Raw genomic sequence first — 17,293 nt, 5'->3', positions numbered from 1 at the left:
GCCCGGCTCACGCGACCGCCAGGCCGCGCCGCTGTTCCTCGCGGCTCGGCGCGATCCGGGGCGGCGGGACCGCCTCGACCAGCCGGCGTACCACCGACTCCGCCGGTACCCCGTCGGCGATCGCGTCGAACGACAGCACCAGCCGGTGCGCGATCACGTCGGAGGCGAGTTCGCGTACGTCGTCGGGGAGCACGTAGTCCCGGCCGCGCAGCAGGGCCTGGGCCCGGGCGGCGGCGACCAGCCCGAGGGTGGCCCGCGGACTCGCCCCGTACGCGAGCAGCGGCGCGACTTCCGGCACCCCGAACCGGGCCGGATCCCGGGTGGCCAGGATCAGCCGTACGACGTACTCGGCCAGCGCGTGGTGCACGAAAACCCGGGAGGCCCGGTCCTGGAGGGCGCGCAGCCGCTCCGGATCCAGTACCGCCCGCGCGGTCGGCCGCTCCGCGCTCATCCGGTAGAGGATGGCCAGCTCGTCGACGTCGGTGGGGTAGTCGACGAGGATCTTCAGCAGGAACCGGTCGCGTTGTGCCTCCGGTAGCTGGTAGACCCCCTCCGACTCGATCGGGTTCTGGGTGGCCAGCACCAGGAACGGTTCCGGTACCGGATAACTCCGCCCGCCGATCGAGACCTGCCGATCGGCCATCGCCTCCAGCAGCGCCGACTGCACCTTGGCCGGCGCCCGGTTGATCTCGTCGGCCAGTACCAGGTTCGCCATCACCGGACCCAGTTCCACGTCGAAGCTCTCCGAGGAGGCCCGGTAGATCCGGGTACCGACGATGTCCGACGGCACCAGGTCCGGAGTGAACTGGATCCGGGAGAAACTCCCGCCCACCGCGACGGCCAGGGTCTGCGCGGCGAGTGTCTTCGCCACCCCCGGTACGCCCTCCAGCAGGCAGTGCCCGTCGGCCAGCAACGCGGTGAAGAGCCGCTCCACCAACCTGTCCTGCCCGACGATCACCCGCTTGACCTCGAAGAGGGCCTGCTCCAGCTCGGGGCCGGCGGAGGCCGTCTCGACCGGCCTGGGGCGGGTGGCCACGGTGTCTGACATGTCCGTCACGGTGCGGGCTTCCCGAGGTCACCGGCGGCAAACCCCCGGCCACCACAGTGTCATGACAAGTTCCGTCACACGCATAACTCGGGGCGCCGGAAACCTCCGGCGTACCAATAAAATCGGCGGCACACAAACCCGTCAGCGGAGCCGGGACGGGACGAAACGCAGGAGGCGCTGTGTTGCTGCGACGGTGCGGAGCGGTGCTGCTGGCGGTCGCCTCGGTGGCGGTCTTCGCGGCACCCGCGGCGGCGGCTCCCGATCCGGTTCCCCCGCCGAGCTACGCCGGCTTCCGGCTGGTCAAGGCGATCCCCGGTGAGCCCGGCACGCCCCGGATCACCCTGCCCGTCGGCTACGAGCTCGTTCCCGGCACCGCGACCCAGGTGGCCAGCCGGGCCGAGTACTACTCCTTCGTCCGCGGGCCGCGCAGCGAGGCGGTCACCGTCACCGTCGACTGGCCCGGCACCTGGGTCGGCTCGGTGGTCGCCTCGGACACCCGGCTGGCGATCCGCCGGCACCCCGGCACGCCCTACCGGATCAGCTTCACCCTGCCGGTGACCTGGTCGTCGGTGAACGCCAACCAGGCGACCGTGCAGGTCTGGAGCATGCTCAGCCCGGACACCTCGACCGGGCTGCACTGGCGGATCGAGCACAACGACCCGGACCGGGTGGCCGGGCCGTGGACCACCGTCGCCTGGCCGGCGACACAGGCCGCCTCCGTGATCAACTACATGATCGCCAGCGAGGCGGCGCTCCGGGACTCCGGGCTGGTCGCCGAGGCACGCCGCAAGGGGCACTTCTTCTCGCTGATGGGCTTCGAGACCAACAACGTCCTGCACCCGGACAACCCGCCGCACTGGCACCTCGCGTACTACCCCGGCCTCACCTACGGCGCGCCCAAGGCGCACGTGCCGCACTTCTGGGTCGACGCCCAGGGCAAGACCTACTACAACGGGATGGACATCCAGGGCCAGGGCCGCAGCCGCTTCTACGCCGGTGACCCGGCGCAGATCCACGACCTCGACAACAACCTGGTCGTCACCCTCACCATCCGGTCCGACGGCGGGCTGGACATCGACCCGCCGGCCGGGCCGCGCTACTCGATCACCGCCCCGGACGGGAACTTCTCGCACCAGGTCGACGTCGCCCGGGACGGCGTACCGTGGCGCTCGGTGGTCAGCCGGGACCACGTGAAGATCGGCGTACTGGTCAGCCAGGTGAAGGACCACCAGTCGGGCGGGGCGCACCGGACCACCGTGCACCGGTACGACGCGCTGACCGGGGTGCTGACCAACACCTGGCCCGGCGGGCACTAGATCGGCACCCCGCACACGTTCTTCACCGGCTCTCCACACCCGAGGGTTAGCGTGCCGGTGTGGATGTCGATCTCGACCCGGAACCCCCGCCACCGGCCGCGCCGAGCCGGACGCGCCGGCGGTTGCTGACCGGGCTCTGCTGGCTGCTGGTGCTGCCCGTGCTCGGCCTGCTGGCGGTACGGCTGACCGGGCTGGAGCGGGGCCCGCTGGTGCAACTGCTGGCGTTCACGCCGTACCTGCTGGCCTGGACGCTGGTCCCGCTCGGGCTGGCCCTGGCCGCCCGGCGCTGGTGGCCGGCGGGCGCCGCGGCCGCCGCCGCGCTCGTGCTGGTCGCGCTGGTCGCGCCCCGGGCGCTGCCGGACCGTCAACCGGCCGCCGAGGGCACGCCGCTGCGGGTACTCACCGCCAACCTGCTCGCCGGGGCCGCCGAGCCGGCGGCGCTCGTCGCGCTGGTCCGGAGCGCCCGGGTCGACGTGCTCGCCGCGCAGGAGTTCACCCCCGAGGCCGAGGCGGCACTGGACCGGCTGGGCCTGGCCGAACTGCTGCCGTACCGGCAGGTCAATCCGGAGGTCGGCACGACCGGGTCGGCGCTGTACGCCCGCCATCCGCTCCGGGAGACCGGTACCCGGCGCAACGGGGGCGGCTTCTCCCAGGCGTACGCCACGCTCCAGCCCCCGGACGGGCCGGCGGTGCTGGTGGAGTCGGTGCATCCGATGGCGCCCGCCACGCTGGCCTGGCTGGCGGCCTGGCGCGCCGACCTGCGGGCCCAGCCACCGGCCACTCCGGACGGGCCGCTGCGGATCCTGGCCGGGGACTTCAACGCCACTCTCGACCACGCCCCGCTGCGCGACCTGCTCGACACCGGGTACGCCGACGCCGCCGACTCGGTCGGGGCGGGGCTCACCGGCACCTGGGGCCCGTACGACGGCGACCCGATCCCACCGGTGACCATCGACCACGTACTGGTGGACCGGCGGATCGCGGTCGACCGGGTGGCGGTGTTCCGGCTGCCCGGCTCCGACCACCGCCCGGTACTGGCCGAACTTGTCCTCCCGGCTCGCTGACCGAGCCCGGATATCGGCGGTTCGGCTCCGACGGTGCCATCGCCGGGGACCGGGCGACCCCGTGCCCCCTGGGCCACCCCCACCAGACGCCGCCGGCCTCCGTGTCCGTTCGGGGGGACACGGAGGCCGGCGGCACCGGGGGTCAGGGCAGGAACACTGCCAGGTGGAAGCTCCGGTTGGCCGGCTGGTTGGCCGCGTTCCAGGTCTGCACGAAGACACCCTGGGCCAGGTTGGTCCGGCCGACCACCGAGATGAAGCCGGACGGTGAGGTGCCGACGCTGCCGGTCAACCCGAGGGTGGCGACGAACGCCCCGGCGGCCACCGGCACGTTGAAGACCACCTGGTAGAGGCCGAGGCCCAGGGAGGTCGCCTCGACGGCCTGGTTGCTGCGGATCAGGCCGCCGTTGGCGCTGACCACGGCGAAGAGCTGCGCGCTCGACGCCTGGACGCCCGCGTCGCCCTTGAGTAGCGCGGCCTTGGCCAGGTCGATGTCGGCCTGGGTCACCGGCGGCTGCTGGACCATCTTGCCGTTGACCCGGACCGCGTCTGGGTCGGCGCGGTGGCTCGGCCCGGCGACGGCGATGCCGCCACCGACGAGGGTCAGCGCGAGTGCTCCGACGACTAGCAGGATCGTCTTACGTCCAAAGATTCTGGCCATGACGTCATCTCTTTCTTTCTACCCACGATGGTGATGGTCGTCTCCGACGATGGAGATGGTCCGAACTGTCGACCTGCTGTTCCGGGTACGCCCCCGCCCGGCGAGACTCGCGATCGAAATTGACTACCCGACAATTGCCATGGGCACTTTCGAGGCGAGTCACCGGCGGACAGGAAGGCTGCGTCAGTCCTTGACGCACGATTGTTTCGCTCGCTGAACGCCCGACCGGCACCGATCGTCATTCCGCGTTCACCAGCAGATACTACTCAGAGTGGCCACTCAACAACCATGAGCGAACATAGCATTCGGCAAAGCAGCAGGTCAATAGCGGTTTCACCTGTCCGGGGCATCCGCCTGGTCCGCACACAACGGGCCGCCGCACTCCGTGCTCGATTTCCGAGAATGCGTACCGCTCTCGGATCTCACGTTCATTTTCGCTTTTCCGGAAAGCGCGACAGGTGCGCCCGGGAACGGAACGGCCCCGCTCGCGGTCGTCACCGCGGCGGGGCCGTCCCTGGGTCCGTCGGCTCAGACCTCGGCCGGGGTACGCGCCATCCCGTACGTCAGCGCGTCGACCAGTGCGTGCCAGCTCGCCTCCACCACGTTCGGGTGTACGCCCACCGTGGTCCAGTCCCGGCCGCCGCTGTCGGCCGTCTCCACCAGTACCCGGGTGATCGCACCGGTGCCGTGGCTGCCCTCCAGGATCCGAACCTTGTAGTCGGCCAGCTCGAACCCGCGCAGTTCCGGATAGTGCCGGAGCAGCGCCACCCGCAGTGCCTCGTCGAGGGCGTTGATCGGCCCGTTCCCCTCGGCGGTGGCGATCACCCGCTCGCCGCGTACCCGGAGCTTCACCGTCGCCTCGGAGACCACCGCACCGTCCTCGCGGTGCTCGACCTGCACCCGGTACGACTCCAGCGCGAACGGCCGGGGCGCGCTCATCCCGGGCAGCTCGGCGCGGACCAGCAGCTCGAACGAGGCGTCGGCGGCCTCGAACGACCAGCCGCCGGCCTCCAGCTCCTTGACCCGCTTGGTGACCCGCGCCGCGGCCTCGGGATGGTCGGCCAGGTCCAGACCGAGTTCACGGCTCTTCAGCTCGATGCTGGCCCGGCCGGCCATCTCCGTCACCAGGATCCGCATGTCGTTCCCCACCACGGCGGGGTCCACATGGTTGTAGAGCAGCGGATCCACCTTGATCGCGCTCGCGTGCAACCCCGCCTTGTGGGCGAAGGCAGCGGCCCCGACGTAGGCCTGGTGGGTGTCGGGGGCGATGTTGGCGATCTCTGCGATGGCGTGCGAGACGCGCACCATCTGCTCCAGGCACCCGTCCGGTAGGACCGGTAGCCCGAGCTTGAGTTGCAGGTTGGCGACCACCGCGAACAGGTCGGCGTTGCCGGGTCGTTCGCCGTAGCCGTTGGCGGTGCCCTGGAAGTGGCGTACCCCGGCCTCGACCGCGGCGATGGTGTTCGCCACCGCGCAGCCGGTGTCGTTCTGGGTGTGGATGCCGAGCCGGGCCGGCGAGATCCCGAGCCGCTCGGTCAGCTCGCCGATCGCCGCGGTCACCTGGGAGGGCAGCATCCCGCCGTTGGTGTCGCACATCACCACGACCTCCGCGCCGGCTTCCAGCGCGGTCTCCACCACCGAAGAGGTGTACGCCGGGTCGTGCCGGAAGCCGTCGAAGAAGTGCTCGCAGTCCAGGAAGGCCCGCCGTCCCTGCGCGACGAGGTGGGCCACACTGTCCCGGACCATCGCCAGGTTCTCCGCTCCGGTGGTGCGCAGCGCGCGCTCGACGTGCCGGATGTCGGACTTCGCGACCAGGCAGACCGCCGGGGTCTCGGCGTCCAGCAGCGCGCGAAGCTGCGGATCGGCGTCGACGGCCACGCCGGCCTTGCGGGTGGAGCCGAAGGCGACCAGGACGGCGTGCTTCAGGTCCAGCTCCGTCCGGGCCCGGCGGAAGAACTCGGTGTCCTTCGGCATCGCCCCCGGCCAGCCCCCCTCGATGAAGCCGACGCCGAACTCGTCGAGCAGCCGGGCCACCGCCAGCTTGTCGACGACCGAGTAGCTGATCCCCTCGCGCTGCGCGCCGTCGCGCAGCGTCGTGTCGAACACCTGGTACGTCATCTGATCTCCTTCGAGAAGGGCGCAGCCCCTGCTCCGATGCCTTCCTGGCCCGACAAACAAAATGACCCCCCGCGGATGCGGGAGGTCTGCGCGCTCGGCGGGGGAGGATGCCGGCGCGCTAGATGCCAATAATGAGTGCGGAGCAGGTCACGGAACGTACTCTGCCACGGTCGCAAGATTCTGGGAGAAAAAATCCACATCGCGGGACCGGACGGCCCGGCCCGCAGGTCCGGGGCGCCGGGCGGTCACCTCGCCGCCCCGGCCGGCGCGGCACCCGGGTCGCGCCGCCGTGGGCGGAGCCGTCGACGTTTCTTGCGTGTAGGTATCGACCACGGTGGGTAGGTGTCTTCGGGACAGCGGAGAAACGTCGAGACAGTCGAGAAGAGGAGTGATAGCCAGTGGACAGGCTCGATCCTCAGACGACCCCGCAGCAACAGACGCCGGATCCCCTGATCCATGGCGGCGGTGGCGCGTTCGTGGGCGGCACGCCCGCGGGCGAGTTCGACCCGTGGCGCTACCGGGACGACGCCGGAGTGACCGGCGCCGACCTGGTGGGCTACAAGGTGGAGGCGACCGACGGCGGCATTGGCAAGATCGACAGCGCCAGCCACGACGTGAACGCCAGCTACCTGGTGGTGGACACCGGCCCGTGGATCTTCGGCAAGAAGGTCATGTTGCCGGCCGGCGTGGTGAACCACGTCGACCACGACGACCGGAAGGTGTACGTCGACCGGAGCAAGGACCAGATCAAGGCCGCCCCGGAGTTCGACGGCGCCGAGTACGAGGATCCGGCCTACCGGGACAAGCTCGGTGGCTACTACGGCGGGACGTACGGCCCCTCGGGCTGGACGGTTCCGCCGGGCCGCGCCATGTGACACGCGGCCCGCAGTCAACTGGCCGGTGGGGCATCCGCCCCGCCGGCCAGCGGCGTCTCCGGGGTCCATCCGTCCGAGCACCGCGGGCCTCCCGCACCGGAAAGCACGGGCGGGGTGGTCCGGCACAGGCACTACGGTGGTCGGGTGGACGGAACTTCGACGCGTACGACGGCCTTCGAAACCCTCTTCAACTTCCGGGACGTCGGCGGCGTTCCCGGGCTCGACGGCCGACCGGTCCGTCGCCACCGGTTGTACCGGTCGGACTCACCGCACCGGATCGACGGCGTCGACCGGGAGGCGTTCGAGGCGCTCGGCATCCGCACCGTGGTCGACCTGCGCCGCCCCGCCGAGGTACGCCGGCACGGCCGGGTACCCGCCTACGACGGCCTGGTCTACCAGCACATCCATCCCGAGCACCCGCTGTGGGAAGAGTCGGCGTACTCCGAGGAGCTGGGGCTGGCCCGCTGGCTGGCGGACCGCTACCACGACCTCGCCACCGCTGGTTCGGCCGGCCTGGTGGCGGCGATCGAGGTGATCGCCGACGCCGAGGCCGCTCCGGTGCTCGTGCACTGCGTGGCCGGCAAGGACCGGACCGGGGTGGTCTGCGCGCTGACCCTGTCGCTGCTCGGCGTCGCCGACGCCGACATCGCCGACGACTACGCCCGGAGCACCGCCGCCTCGGCCCGGTTCAGCGAGTGGCTGGCCAGCACCATGCCGGACGAGCCGCCGCTGCCGGCACCGTTCCTCGCCTCACCGGCCGAGGCGATGACCCTGTTCCTGGCCGAGCTGCGCGACCGGCACGGCTCGGTGCCGGACTACCTGGTCGGCGCCGGCCTGGCCCCGGCCCGGATCGACGCGCTCCGCACCCACCTGCTGGACTGAGCCGGCCCACCCGCCGAGCTGGCCACCCCACCGGCACCGGCCGGGTCCGCACGGACCCGGCCGGCCCGGTGCCGGCACGCCCGCTCAGCCGATGGGGCCGCCCGCACGAAGTCGATGCGGCCGCCCGCTCAGCCGATCCGGTGGATCCAGCCGTTGCCGTCCTCGGCCCGGCCCCGCTGGATGTCGACCAGCTGCTGCCGCAGCCGCATGGTGACCTCGCCGGGGCTGCCGTCGGCGATCGGGAACTCCCCGTCGGGGTAGCGCACCTGGCCGATCGGGGTGATCACCGCGGCGGTGCCGCAGGCGAAGACCTCGCGCAGCCGCCCGCTGGCCGCGTCGGCCCGCCACTCGTCGAACGCCACCGGCCGCTCCAGCACCGTACCGCCGGACTGCCGGACCAGCGTGATCAACGAGTCCCGGGTGATGCCGCGCAGGATCGTGCCGCCGAGCGGCGGGGTGATCAGGGTGCCGTCGTCGTAGACGAAGAAGATGTTCATGCCGCCGAGTTCGTCGACGTACCGGCGCTGCACGGCGTCCAGGAAGACCACCTGGTCGCAGCCGTGCTCGATCGCCTCGGCCTGGGCGACCAGCGAGGAGGCGTAGTTGCCGCCGAACTTCGCCTCGCCGGTGCCGCCCGGCGCGGCCCGGGTGTAGGTGGGCGAGACCCAGACGTTGACCGGCTGCACGCCCCGGGCGAAGTACGAGCCGACCGGCGAGGCGATCACCATGTAGAGGTATTCGCTGGACGGGCGCACCCCGAGGAAGACCTCGTTGGCGAACATGAACGGCCGCAGGTAGAGGCTGCCCTCCTCGGAGGTCGGCAGCCACTCCCGGTCGATCTCCACCAGGTGCCGCAGCGAGTCCAGGAACGCCGCCTCGGGCAGCTCGGGCATGGCCATCCGGCGGGCCGACTCGGCGAACCGGGCGGCATTGGCGTCCGGCCGGAACATCGTCACCGAGCCGTCCGCCGCCGAGTACGCCTTCAGCCCCTCGAAGATCTCCTGGGCGTAGTGCAGCACCGCGCTGGCCGGGTCCATCGGGATCGGCGCCCGGGCCTCCACCCGGGCGTCGTACCAGCCCTTGGTCTCGGCGTACCGGATCGTGACCATGTGGTCGGTGAAGACCCGTCCGAATCCCGGGTTGGCCATCAGCGCCGCGCGCTCGGCGGCGGCTACCGGCTGAGGATTCGGACGGATCTCGAAGTCGAGCTTGTCACCACCGCTCATCGTGCTGACCTCCAGAGAGTGGACCGGTGCCCGGGCACGGGCGGACCGGAACATGGGAGTTGTGCCTGAAACTTACCCGAACGGTCGTTCAACCTCGACCCTCCGGGCGACCGGCGAGCCGCACCACCCGCGCCTTCGTGCAGATCCGGCGGTCTGCCGGAGTCTCGGGCGGAACGGGTCGGGCAGCTCAGGACGCCGCGTGGGCGGCGAGCCGGTCTCCGACATCGGCGGTGCGCCGCGGCGAGCCCGAGGTGCGGGTGGCCAGCTCGGCGGCGACCGCCTCGGTTACTCGGCGGGCCGCGTCGGGGTGGCCCAGGTGGTCGAGGAGCAGCGCGGTGGAGAGCACCGCGGCGGCCGGGTCGGCGACGCCCTGACCGGCGATGTCCGGCGCCGAGCCGTGCACCGGCTCGAAGATCGACGGGTACGTCCGCTCGGGGTTGATGCTGCCGCTGGCGGCCAGCCCGATCCCGCCGGTGACCGCGGCGGCGATATCGGTGAGGATGTCCCCGAAGAGGTTGTCGGTGACCACCACGTCGTACCGCTGCGGCTGGGTCACCAGAAACATCGCGGCGGCGTCGACGTGCTGGTATTCGGTCTCGATGTCCGGATGCTCGGCGGCCACCGCGGCGAAGGCCCGGGCCCAGAGCGAACCGGCGTGGGTCAGCACGTTGGTCTTGTGCACCAGGGTGACCTTGCGGCGCTCCCGGCGCCCCGCCCGGGCGAACGCGTCCCGGATCACCCGCTCGACGCCGTGCCGGGTGTTCAGGCTCTCCTCGGTGGCGATCTCGGCCGGGGTGTCCCGGTGCAGCGTGCCGCCGGCCCCGGCGTAGAGGCCCTCGGTGCCCTCCCGGACGACCACCAGGTCGATCTCGTTCGGCTTGACGCTGGCCAGCGGGCCGGTGGTGCCCGGCCAGAGCCGGGACGGCCGGAGGTTGACGTACTGGTCGAACTCGAAGCGGAGCTTGAGCAGCAGGCCGCGCTCCAGCACGCCGGGCGGCACGGTGGGGTCGCCGACCGCACCGAGCAGGATCGCGTCGTGCTCGGCCAGCTCGGCGAGCACGGAGTCGGGCAGCACCTCACCGGTCCGGTGGTAACGGGCGGCCCCAAGATCGTATTCAGTGGCCTCGACTCCGGGCAGTACGGCGCCGAGCACCTTGCGGGCCTGTTCGACCACCTCCGGCCCGATGCCGTCGCCAGCCACCACCGCGATCCGCGCCACCGCCACGTCCCAGCTCCCTTGCCTCCGTCGTGTCTAGGGAACGTTAAGGGACCGTCCCGGGTCCCGGTACGGCACTCCCAGTATCTGGAAAGTCAACTGCACAGGAGCTTCTCAGCCAGCACTCATGCTCTAGCCATCTTCGCTACCTAGGGTGAGCGCGAAGAACGGCTCGCGGGCTGGGGAACGGCCCACCGGGCTGGCGGGGCTAGACGCGGATCCAGGGGGCGAACGTGCGGATCCAGGGGGCGAACATGCGAATCCCGGGAAGCGGCCGGGGTCGGGGACAGCGTAGCCGGGGCCTGCCGCCGGCGCCCGCCGTGGGCCGGGGACGGCCGGACCTGCGGTTGGGCGCCGGCTGGCGCAACGTCCGGCCCGGCGCGGCCCTGACCGACCGGGTGGTCGCCCGACACACCGTGCAGACCTCGATCGCCGAATACACCCTGGTGCTGAACGGGATGGGCGCGGTCGGCTGGCGGGGCGTCGGCGACGCGCTGCGGGACGCTGTCGCCGAGCTGCGGGCGATCGACCTCACCTACAGCCCGGCCCGGCCGGCCAGCCTGGTCTCCCGGCTGCGCCGGGGCGAGATCTCCGCGGACGCCTACCCGCCACTGGCCGACATCGTCGCCCGGTGCGCCGCGATGCGGGCCGCCACGGACGGCTGGTTCGACGCCTGGGCGGTGCCCGGCGGCTTCGACCCGGGCGGCCTGCTGGTCGGCTGGGCGGTGGAGCGGGCCGCCGCCCGGCTGCGCGCCGCCGGCATCGAGGACTACGCCGTGGTCAGCGGCGCCGACCTGGTGGTACGCGGCCACGCGCCGCACGGCGGCCCCTGGCGGATCGCGGTACACCACCCGACCCAGGGCGACCGGCAGCCGACGATGCTGGAGATGACCTCCGGCGCGATCGGCACCTCAGGCGTCGCCGGCCGGCGTGGCCACGTGATCGACCCGCACACCGGGCAGCCGGCCGACAAGTTGGTCGCGGCCACGGTCGCCGGCCCGGATCTCGCGGTCGCCGACGGGTACGCCACCGCCCTGTTCGCCGCTGGCCGTCCCGGCCTCGACTGGTTCCCCACCCGGGACGGGTACCGGGCCCTCTTCGCCACCGCCCGCTGACCCGACCCGCCGGCAGGAAGCCGGAGGATCGCGCGCCCTTGTGGAACGCGCCTGAGGACTGGAAACGCGATCGGCCCCCGCGATCTCGGCAACGATCGCGGGGGCCGATCAGCGACGAGTGCGCGTGGCTCGCGCACACGGGGGTGCTGGCTACCCGGCCGGCGCGACGCCTCATCACCCGAAGACGAGTCCACGCCCAGGAACTCGCCGGGTATCCGCGTCAATACGCTATCGACCCGGCGTGAGTCCCCGCAAGAGTTGCCGTTCCGCGTGTCGGCGGGCTATCCGAGAAAAGGTCACCGACTCAGTGGCACCCTGTACCCCCGTGAGTTCTGATCTGTCAACACTCTTGGGACACGGGAGCCCGGTGTGAGCTTCGATCTGATCGTATGGGCGCTCGGGCCCGGCGCCGGCGCCGAGGACGTACGCGCGGCACACCGGCGGTGCCGGCAGGGTGTCCATGTCGGGGGAAAACCGGAACCGCGGATCTCGGCGTTCCACCGGGCGATCACCGCCGGCTATCCGGACCGGCCGGGGCCGGGCACGCCGTGGGCGGTGACTCCACTGCACGTCGCCGTCGACCACGTGGAGATGAACCTCGACGAGTCCTGTCCGGACCAGGTACTGCTCGACATCGAACGGTTGGCCGCACAGCACGGCCTGATGCTGCTCGACCCGCAGGACGGCTCGGTCTATCCGCCGCCGACCCCGGTGAGCGGCTGACCCGGACGGGGCGGCCGGGCGGCGATCGCCCCGTCCGGACACCGCGGGTCAGGCCCCGGTCACGCCTCCTCGTCGCGCAGGTCGGCGGCGCTCGCCGCGACCGCGCCGATCGAGTCGGCCGCCGAGCTGAGCAGCTCCGCCGCGGTCGCCGAGTCCACCGTCAGGGTCATCAGCGCCTCGCCACCGGCCTCCCGCCGGGCCACCTGCATCGCCGCGATGTTGACGCCCGCCTCGCCGAGGATCGATCCGATGGTGCCGACCACGCCGGGCTTGTCGACGTAGCGGAAGAAGAGCAGGATGCCGTCCGCGCCGAGCTCCAGGTCGAAGCCGTCCACTTCGGTCAGCTTGAGCACGTCGCGGGTGCCGGCGTGCACGGCGGTGCCGGAGACCGACACGGTCCGGCCGTCCGGCAGCGCGCCGCGTACGGTGACCAGGTTCGGGTGGTCGATGGTCTCCGCGTGCGTGGTCAGGGCCACCGTGACGCCCCGGTCGGCGGCGAGCAGCGGCGCGTTGACGTAGCTCACCTGCTCCTCCACGACCGAGGTGAACAGGCCCTTGGTGGCGGCCAGCTTCAGCACCGAGACGTCGTTGGCGACGATCTCGCCGCGTACCTCGACGGTGACGCTGGCGGCCACCCCGCCGGCCACCGCGGTGAAGACCTTGCCCAGCTTCTCGGCGAGCGGCAGCAGCGGCCGGACATCCTCGGCGACCACGCCGCCGGCCTGCACGTTCACCGCGTCCGGCACGAACTCGCCCTGCAGGGCGAGCTTGACGCTGCGGGCAACCGCCAGGCCCGCCTTGTCCTGCGCCTCGGCGGTGGAGGCCCCCAGGTGCGGGGTGGCCACCACGTTGTCGAAGGCGAACAGCGGCGAGGCGGTGCAGGGCTCCTTCGAGTACACGTCGATGCCGGCGCCGCCGACCCGTCCCTCGGCGATCGCGTCGGCCAGCGCCTGCTCGTCGATCAGGCCGCCCCGGGCCGCGTTGACGATCCGGACACCGGGCTTGACCAGGGCGAGTTCCTTCTCACCGATCAGACCGACCGTTTCCGGGGTCTTCGGTAGGTGGATCGAGATGAAGTCGCTCTCCCGGAGCAGCTCCTCCAGCCCGACCAGGCGTACGCCGAGCTGCGCCGCCCGGGCCGGCTGCACGTACGGGTCGTACGCGATCAGCCGGGTGCCGAACGCCGCGATCCGCTGCGCGAAGAGCACGCCGATCCGGCCGAGCCCGACCACGCCGACGGTCTTGCCCTGGATCTCCACGCCGGTGTACTTGGACCGCTTCCACTCCCCCGCCTTCAGCGCGGCGCTGGCGCTCGCGGTGTTCCGGGCGACGGCCAGCAGCAGCGCGAGCGCCTGCTCGGCGGCGGAGACGATGTTGGAGGTCGGCGCGTTGACCACCATCACGCCCCGGGCGGTCGCGGCCGCCACCTCGACGTTGTCCAGCCCGACGCCCGCCCGGGCCACCACCTTGAGCCGGGGTGCCGCGGCGATGGCCTCGGCGTCGACCTGGGTGGCGCTGCGTACGATGACCGCGTCGGCCTCGGCGAGCGCGGCCAGCAGGGCCGGGCGGTCGGTGCCGTCGACGTGGCGTACGTCGAAGTCGTGCGCGAGCACGTCGATTGCGGCGGGAGCGAGCTCTTCAGCGATCAGTACGACGGGAGTCATTGGTCCTCGTATATGTCGTCCGGGCGAGGTCTGCGGCCACGTGGGCGCCGCACTGCGTCCCGCGCTCCGCCAAACGGGTGCTTCCCTACGGTGCGGACGCACCTATCTGCCGATCGTAGGCGCCCTGCTGCGCACGGTGCGGCGCCGAACCGCGTGAGTGCCCTCACAAGGCACGCCGGCGGGGCGGGTGCCGCCGACGCCGACGGCGCCGCCGAATCCCGGAACCTCCGGCGGAACCGCTGGTCGTCGCCGCGGCCGACCGGGACGGGACGGGACGGGACGGGACGGCGTGCCGGCGGCTCAGGCCGAGGTGAAGACCTCGGGTCCGGGCAGCGCGGGGTGCGGCCGGAGCTGGCTGACCAGCGACCGGGTACCGAGCTGGCGGAAGGTCCCCGCCTCGGTCTCCAGTACGTCGCGCAGCAGGTCCAGGTCGAGCGAACCGACCGGCGGATAGATCCGCTCCCGGGGCGGCTCCTCGCCGGGCGAGAGCGCCTGCTGGGCGACCATGAAGTCGAGGATCGCCTGGCGGACCGCGGGCAGCGCGACCGGCGAGTGGTAGAGCACGTTCAGCGCCTGCATCCGCATGCCCTGCACGTGGTCCTCGCCCTTGTTGTCGTGGAAGTGCGGGTTGCGGGTCTCGATCTGGAGTACCGGAACGGAACTCGCCATCACCTCGGGATGGGCGGTGTCGAGCAGCCCGCCGAACTGTTCGAACAACTCCACGAACTCGAACGGCTCGACCGCGAAGCCGCCGGCCAGCCGCATCCGCAACCCGAGGTCGAGACTGAGCGCGTGTTCGCCGGCATTGCCGGTGGCGATCACCTCGGTGCCGAACCCGGAATACTCGGCCACCAGCCGGTTCAGGAACTCGTTGGTGATCTCGGAACTCCGGCCGCGCCGGCTGAAGAAGAGCCGCCCGTCCCGCAGTTTCGGCTTCGAGTGCCAGGAGATCCGGACCATCGCGTACGGGTTGGCCGCCAGGTGCAGGCCGGCGGCGTACACCTTGACGTACTCGTGCACGGCACCCGGCACATAGTTATCCGCATCGATGTAGCCGAGGTACCTGCGACCGGTCAGCGCGGCGACCGCCATGCCGATCAGCATCGCCTCGCCCTTGCCGGCCCGGACCAGCCCGTCGTCGTCGATCAGCTCGGGCATGCCGGCGGCCTTGAAGGCGGCAGCCAGCCCCGGATCCCGCTGGTGCACCATGATCGCCGGCCGCTCGGTCGCCCGGCAGTACTGCTCCAGGGTCTGCGCTTCCATGTCGTAGCGATCGACCGGATGTCGGGCGCTGTTCGAGACCAGCACGATCAGGCAGTCGTGCGGAATCCCCGAGAGCACGCCTTCGATTACTCTGCGTGTCTCATTCATACAGGGAATGACGATGACCATCTGCCGCTCGATCGCGCGCATCGCCGCCTGCGAGACGATCCCCTCGCCGGTGGTCCCCGTGGCGTCTCCCGAGTCCAGCTGTATGACACGCTGGAGTTCGTGGATACGGACGGCGCCGAAACGCTCGGTGCGGTGCGATTGCTCCAGACGCATGCGGCGACAGTACCCGAGCGGACGCATTAACCGCCCGTAACCGCCGACCATTTCCTGACGACAACGGTCGGGGTAGCGATTGGACTCCGAATGGCAATGATCCGGTAACTCGCCGGGGGGAAGATCCGGTAACGACATTGATCTCCACCACGTGCCGGTGCCGCTCCGGGCCGGTACGCTCACCGGCCCGGAGCGACCACCACGTCAGGCCGTCTCGGTGATCGGACGGTCGACCCAGCTCATCATGCCGCGCAGCTTCTTGCCGGTCTCCTCGATCGGGTGCGCCGCGCCCTCGGCCCGCCACTTGGTGAAGTTGGGCCGGCCCGCGTCGTCCTCGGCGATCCACTCCCGGGCGAACTCGCCGGACTGGATCTCGGAGAGGATCTTCCGCATCTCGTCCTTGACCCTGGCGTCGACCACCCGCGGGCCGCGCGAGTAGTCGCCGTACTCGGCGGTGTCGGAGACGCTGTAGCGCATCCGGGCGATGCCGCCCTCGTACATCAGGTCGACGATCAGCTTCAGCTCGTGCAGGCACTCGAAGTACGCCACCTCGGGCGCGTACCCGGCCTCGGTGAGCACCTCGAAACCGGTCTGCACCAGCGCGGAGGCGCCGCCGCAGAGCACCGCCTGCTCGCCGAAGAGGTCGGTCTCGGTCTCCTCCTTGAAGGTGGTGCGGATCGCACCGGCCCGGGTGCCGCCGATCGCCTTGGTGTAGGCGAGCGCGAGCGGGAAGGCGGTGCCGGTGGCGTCCTGCTCCACCGCGACCAGGCAGGGCACGCCCTTGCCGTCGACGTACTGCCGGCGGACCAGGTGACCCGGGCCCTTCGGGGCGACCATCGCCACGTCGACGTCGGCCGGCGGAGTGATGAAGCCGTACCGGATGTTCAGGCCGTGGCCGAAGAACAGCGCCTTGCCCGCGGTCAGGTGCGGCGCGATGGCCTCGGCGTAGAGCGACCGCTGCGCGGTGTCCGGCGCCAATACCATGATCACGTCGGCCTCGGCCGACGCCTCGGCCGGGGTCAGCACCCGAAGGCCCTGCTCCTGCGCCTTGGCCCGGCTCTTGGAACCCTCCGGCAGACCGATCACCACGTCGACGCCCGAGTCGCGCAGCGACAGCGCGTGGGCGTGGCCCTGGCTGCCGTACCCGAGCACCGCGACCTTCTTGCTCTGGATGAGCCCCAGGTCGGCGTCGTCGTCGTAGAACACCTCAGCGGTCATGACTTTCCTCTCCTGCGGCGCGACCCGGCCGGGCCCGCCGTTGCCAATCGTTATGCGGGGTCCGCCGTGCTCAGGCGGCCCGCAGCGCCGAACCGGTGGTGATCGAACGGGAGCCCCGCCCGATGGCCACCAGACCCGACTGCACCATTTCCTTGATTCCGAACGGTTCGAGATCGCGCAGCAGCGCGTCCAGCTTGTCAGCGGTGCCGGTCGCCTCGATCGTGAGGGTGTCCGGCGCGACGTCCACCACCCTGGCCCGGAACAGGTTCACCGTCTCCAGCACCTGGGCCCGCTGCGAGCGGTCGGCCCGGACCTTGACCAGCACCAGCTCCCGGGCCACCGAGACGCCCGGGTCCAGCTCGACGATCTTGAGTACGTTGACCAGCTTGTTGAGCTGCTTGGTGACCTGCTCCAGCGGCGAGGTCTCGGCGTTGACCACGATGGTGATCCGGGAGACGTCCGGGTTCTCCGTCTCACCGACCGCCAGCGAGTCGATGTTGAAGCCCCGGCGGGAGAAGAGCCCACTCACCCGGGCCAGGACACCGGGCTTGTTCTCCACCAGCACGGACAGGGTGTGCTTGCTCATGCCGGCACTCCGCTTCGCTCCGTGCCGTCATGAGGCACA

General features: G+C 71.4%; 15 protein-coding genes. 6 read left to right on the top strand and 9 right to left on the bottom strand.

Annotation, left to right across the window (positions count from 1 at the left end; translation table 11 throughout):
• Window positions 1–7: 7 nt before the first annotated feature.
• On the bottom strand, window positions 8–1,057 hold the full coding sequence (locus ACSMXO_RS08260; RefSeq protein WP_455417274.1) for an AAA family ATPase: 1,050 nt from the start codon (window positions 1,055–1,057) through the stop codon (window positions 8–10).
• Between the two features lie 170 nt (window positions 1,058–1,227).
• On the opposite strand from ACSMXO_RS08260, the gene ACSMXO_RS08255 reads away from it, so the two are divergent.
• Window positions 1,228–2,364, top strand: a complete 1,137-nt coding sequence (locus tag ACSMXO_RS08255; RefSeq protein WP_455417273.1) for a hypothetical protein — start codon at window positions 1,228–1,230, stop codon at window positions 2,362–2,364.
• 125 nt (window positions 2,365–2,489) lie between these two features.
• Entirely contained in the window at window positions 2,490–3,428 is a 939-nt protein-coding gene (locus tag ACSMXO_RS08250) for an endonuclease/exonuclease/phosphatase family protein (RefSeq protein WP_455419194.1), read from the top strand.
• A gap of 142 nt (window positions 3,429–3,570) precedes the next feature.
• Here ACSMXO_RS08250 and ACSMXO_RS08245 read toward each other — a convergent pair whose 3' ends face one another.
• Complete coding sequence (locus ACSMXO_RS08245) at window positions 3,571–4,086, bottom strand: hypothetical protein (protein ID WP_346256229.1); 516 nt, start codon at window positions 4,084–4,086, stop codon at window positions 3,571–3,573.
• Between the two features lie 528 nt (window positions 4,087–4,614).
• Window positions 4,615–6,204 (bottom strand): citramalate synthase, encoded by a 1,590-nt coding sequence (gene cimA / locus ACSMXO_RS08240; protein ID WP_455417272.1) that lies wholly within the window; start codon window positions 6,202–6,204, stop codon window positions 4,615–4,617.
• Window positions 6,205–6,602: 398 nt separating this feature from the next.
• Between cimA and ACSMXO_RS08235 the strand changes: the two genes are divergently transcribed.
• A complete protein-coding gene (locus ACSMXO_RS08235; protein WP_455417271.1) occupies window positions 6,603–7,079 on the top strand; it encodes a PRC-barrel domain-containing protein in 477 nt (158 codons plus the stop codon).
• Window positions 7,080–7,223: 144 nt separating this feature from the next.
• Window positions 7,224–7,961 (top strand): tyrosine-protein phosphatase, encoded by a 738-nt coding sequence (locus tag ACSMXO_RS08230; protein WP_455417270.1) that lies wholly within the window; start codon window positions 7,224–7,226, stop codon window positions 7,959–7,961.
• Between the two features lie 128 nt (window positions 7,962–8,089).
• On the opposite strand, the gene ACSMXO_RS08225 is transcribed toward ACSMXO_RS08230, so the two are convergent.
• Together ACSMXO_RS08225 and ACSMXO_RS08220 are read right to left on the bottom strand one after the other, a co-directional pair.
• Window positions 8,090–9,187 carry a branched-chain amino acid aminotransferase gene (locus ACSMXO_RS08225; protein ID WP_346256226.1) on the bottom strand — a complete coding sequence of 366 codons (1,098 nt, stop codon included), beginning with the start codon at window positions 9,185–9,187 and terminating at the stop codon, window positions 8,090–8,092.
• A 187-nt stretch (window positions 9,188–9,374) separates the two neighbouring features.
• Complete coding sequence (locus ACSMXO_RS08220; protein WP_346256284.1) at window positions 9,375–10,406, bottom strand: 3-isopropylmalate dehydrogenase; 1,032 nt, start codon at window positions 10,404–10,406, stop codon at window positions 9,375–9,377.
• Between the two features lie 251 nt (window positions 10,407–10,657).
• Between ACSMXO_RS08220 and ACSMXO_RS08215 the strand changes: the two genes are divergently transcribed.
• Both ACSMXO_RS08215 and ACSMXO_RS08210 read left to right on the top strand, forming a co-directional pair.
• A complete protein-coding gene (locus ACSMXO_RS08215; RefSeq protein WP_346256225.1) occupies window positions 10,658–11,518 on the top strand; it encodes an FAD:protein FMN transferase in 861 nt (286 codons plus the stop codon).
• A 369-nt stretch (window positions 11,519–11,887) separates the two neighbouring features.
• Window positions 11,888–12,241, top strand: coding sequence for a hypothetical protein (locus ACSMXO_RS08210; protein WP_346256224.1), 354 nt, complete (start codon window positions 11,888–11,890; stop codon window positions 12,239–12,241).
• A gap of 59 nt (window positions 12,242–12,300) precedes the next feature.
• Here ACSMXO_RS08210 and serA read toward each other — a convergent pair whose 3' ends face one another.
• From serA to ilvN, 4 genes are all read right to left on the bottom strand, one after another.
• On the bottom strand, window positions 12,301–13,905 hold the full coding sequence (serA, locus tag ACSMXO_RS08205; protein WP_346256223.1) for a phosphoglycerate dehydrogenase: 1,605 nt from the start codon (window positions 13,903–13,905) through the stop codon (window positions 12,301–12,303).
• A 300-nt stretch (window positions 13,906–14,205) separates the two neighbouring features.
• A complete protein-coding gene (gene mpgS / locus ACSMXO_RS08200; protein WP_455417269.1) occupies window positions 14,206–15,450 on the bottom strand; it encodes a mannosyl-3-phosphoglycerate synthase in 1,245 nt (414 codons plus the stop codon).
• A 204-nt stretch (window positions 15,451–15,654) separates the two neighbouring features.
• On the bottom strand, window positions 15,655–16,668 hold the full coding sequence (ilvC, locus tag ACSMXO_RS08195; protein ID WP_346256221.1) for a ketol-acid reductoisomerase: 1,014 nt from the start codon (window positions 16,666–16,668) through the stop codon (window positions 15,655–15,657).
• 70 nt (window positions 16,669–16,738) lie between these two features.
• The gene (ilvN, locus tag ACSMXO_RS08190; protein ID WP_101370234.1) at window positions 16,739–17,254 is read right to left on the bottom strand and encodes an acetolactate synthase small subunit; all 516 of its coding nucleotides are present in this window, start codon (window positions 17,252–17,254) and stop codon (window positions 16,739–16,741) included.
• Window positions 17,255–17,293 lie beyond the last annotated feature (39 nt).

It is taken from the genome of Plantactinospora sp. DSM 117369 (assembly GCF_053764795.1).
Note: the sequence above shows the minus strand (reverse complement) of the source record. Positions and strands in the feature narration are given on the sequence as shown.

Excerpts from the sequence above, each read along its gene's own strand:
- ACSMXO_RS08245 (WP_346256229.1), bottom strand. The coding sequence starts at position 4,086 with ATGGCCAGAATCTTTGGACGTAAGACGATCCTGCTAGTCGTCGGAGCA.
- cimA (WP_455417272.1), bottom strand. The coding sequence starts at position 6,204 with ATGACGTACCAGGTGTTCGACACGACGCTGCGCGACGGCGCGCAGCGC.
- ACSMXO_RS08225 (WP_346256226.1), bottom strand. The coding sequence starts at position 9,187 with ATGAGCGGTGGTGACAAGCTCGACTTCGAGATCCGTCCGAATCCTCAG.
- ACSMXO_RS08215 (WP_346256225.1), top strand. The coding sequence starts at position 10,658 with ATGCGAATCCCGGGAAGCGGCCGGGGTCGGGGACAGCGTAGCCGGGGC.
- serA (WP_346256223.1), bottom strand. The coding sequence starts at position 13,905 with ATGACTCCCGTCGTACTGATCGCTGAAGAGCTCGCTCCCGCCGCAATC.
- mpgS (WP_455417269.1), bottom strand. The coding sequence starts at position 15,450 with ATGCGTCTGGAGCAATCGCACCGCACCGAGCGTTTCGGCGCCGTCCGT.
- ilvC (WP_346256221.1), bottom strand. The coding sequence starts at position 16,668 with ATGACCGCTGAGGTGTTCTACGACGACGACGCCGACCTGGGGCTCATC.
- ilvN (WP_101370234.1), bottom strand. The coding sequence starts at position 17,254 with ATGAGCAAGCACACCCTGTCCGTGCTGGTGGAGAACAAGCCCGGTGTC.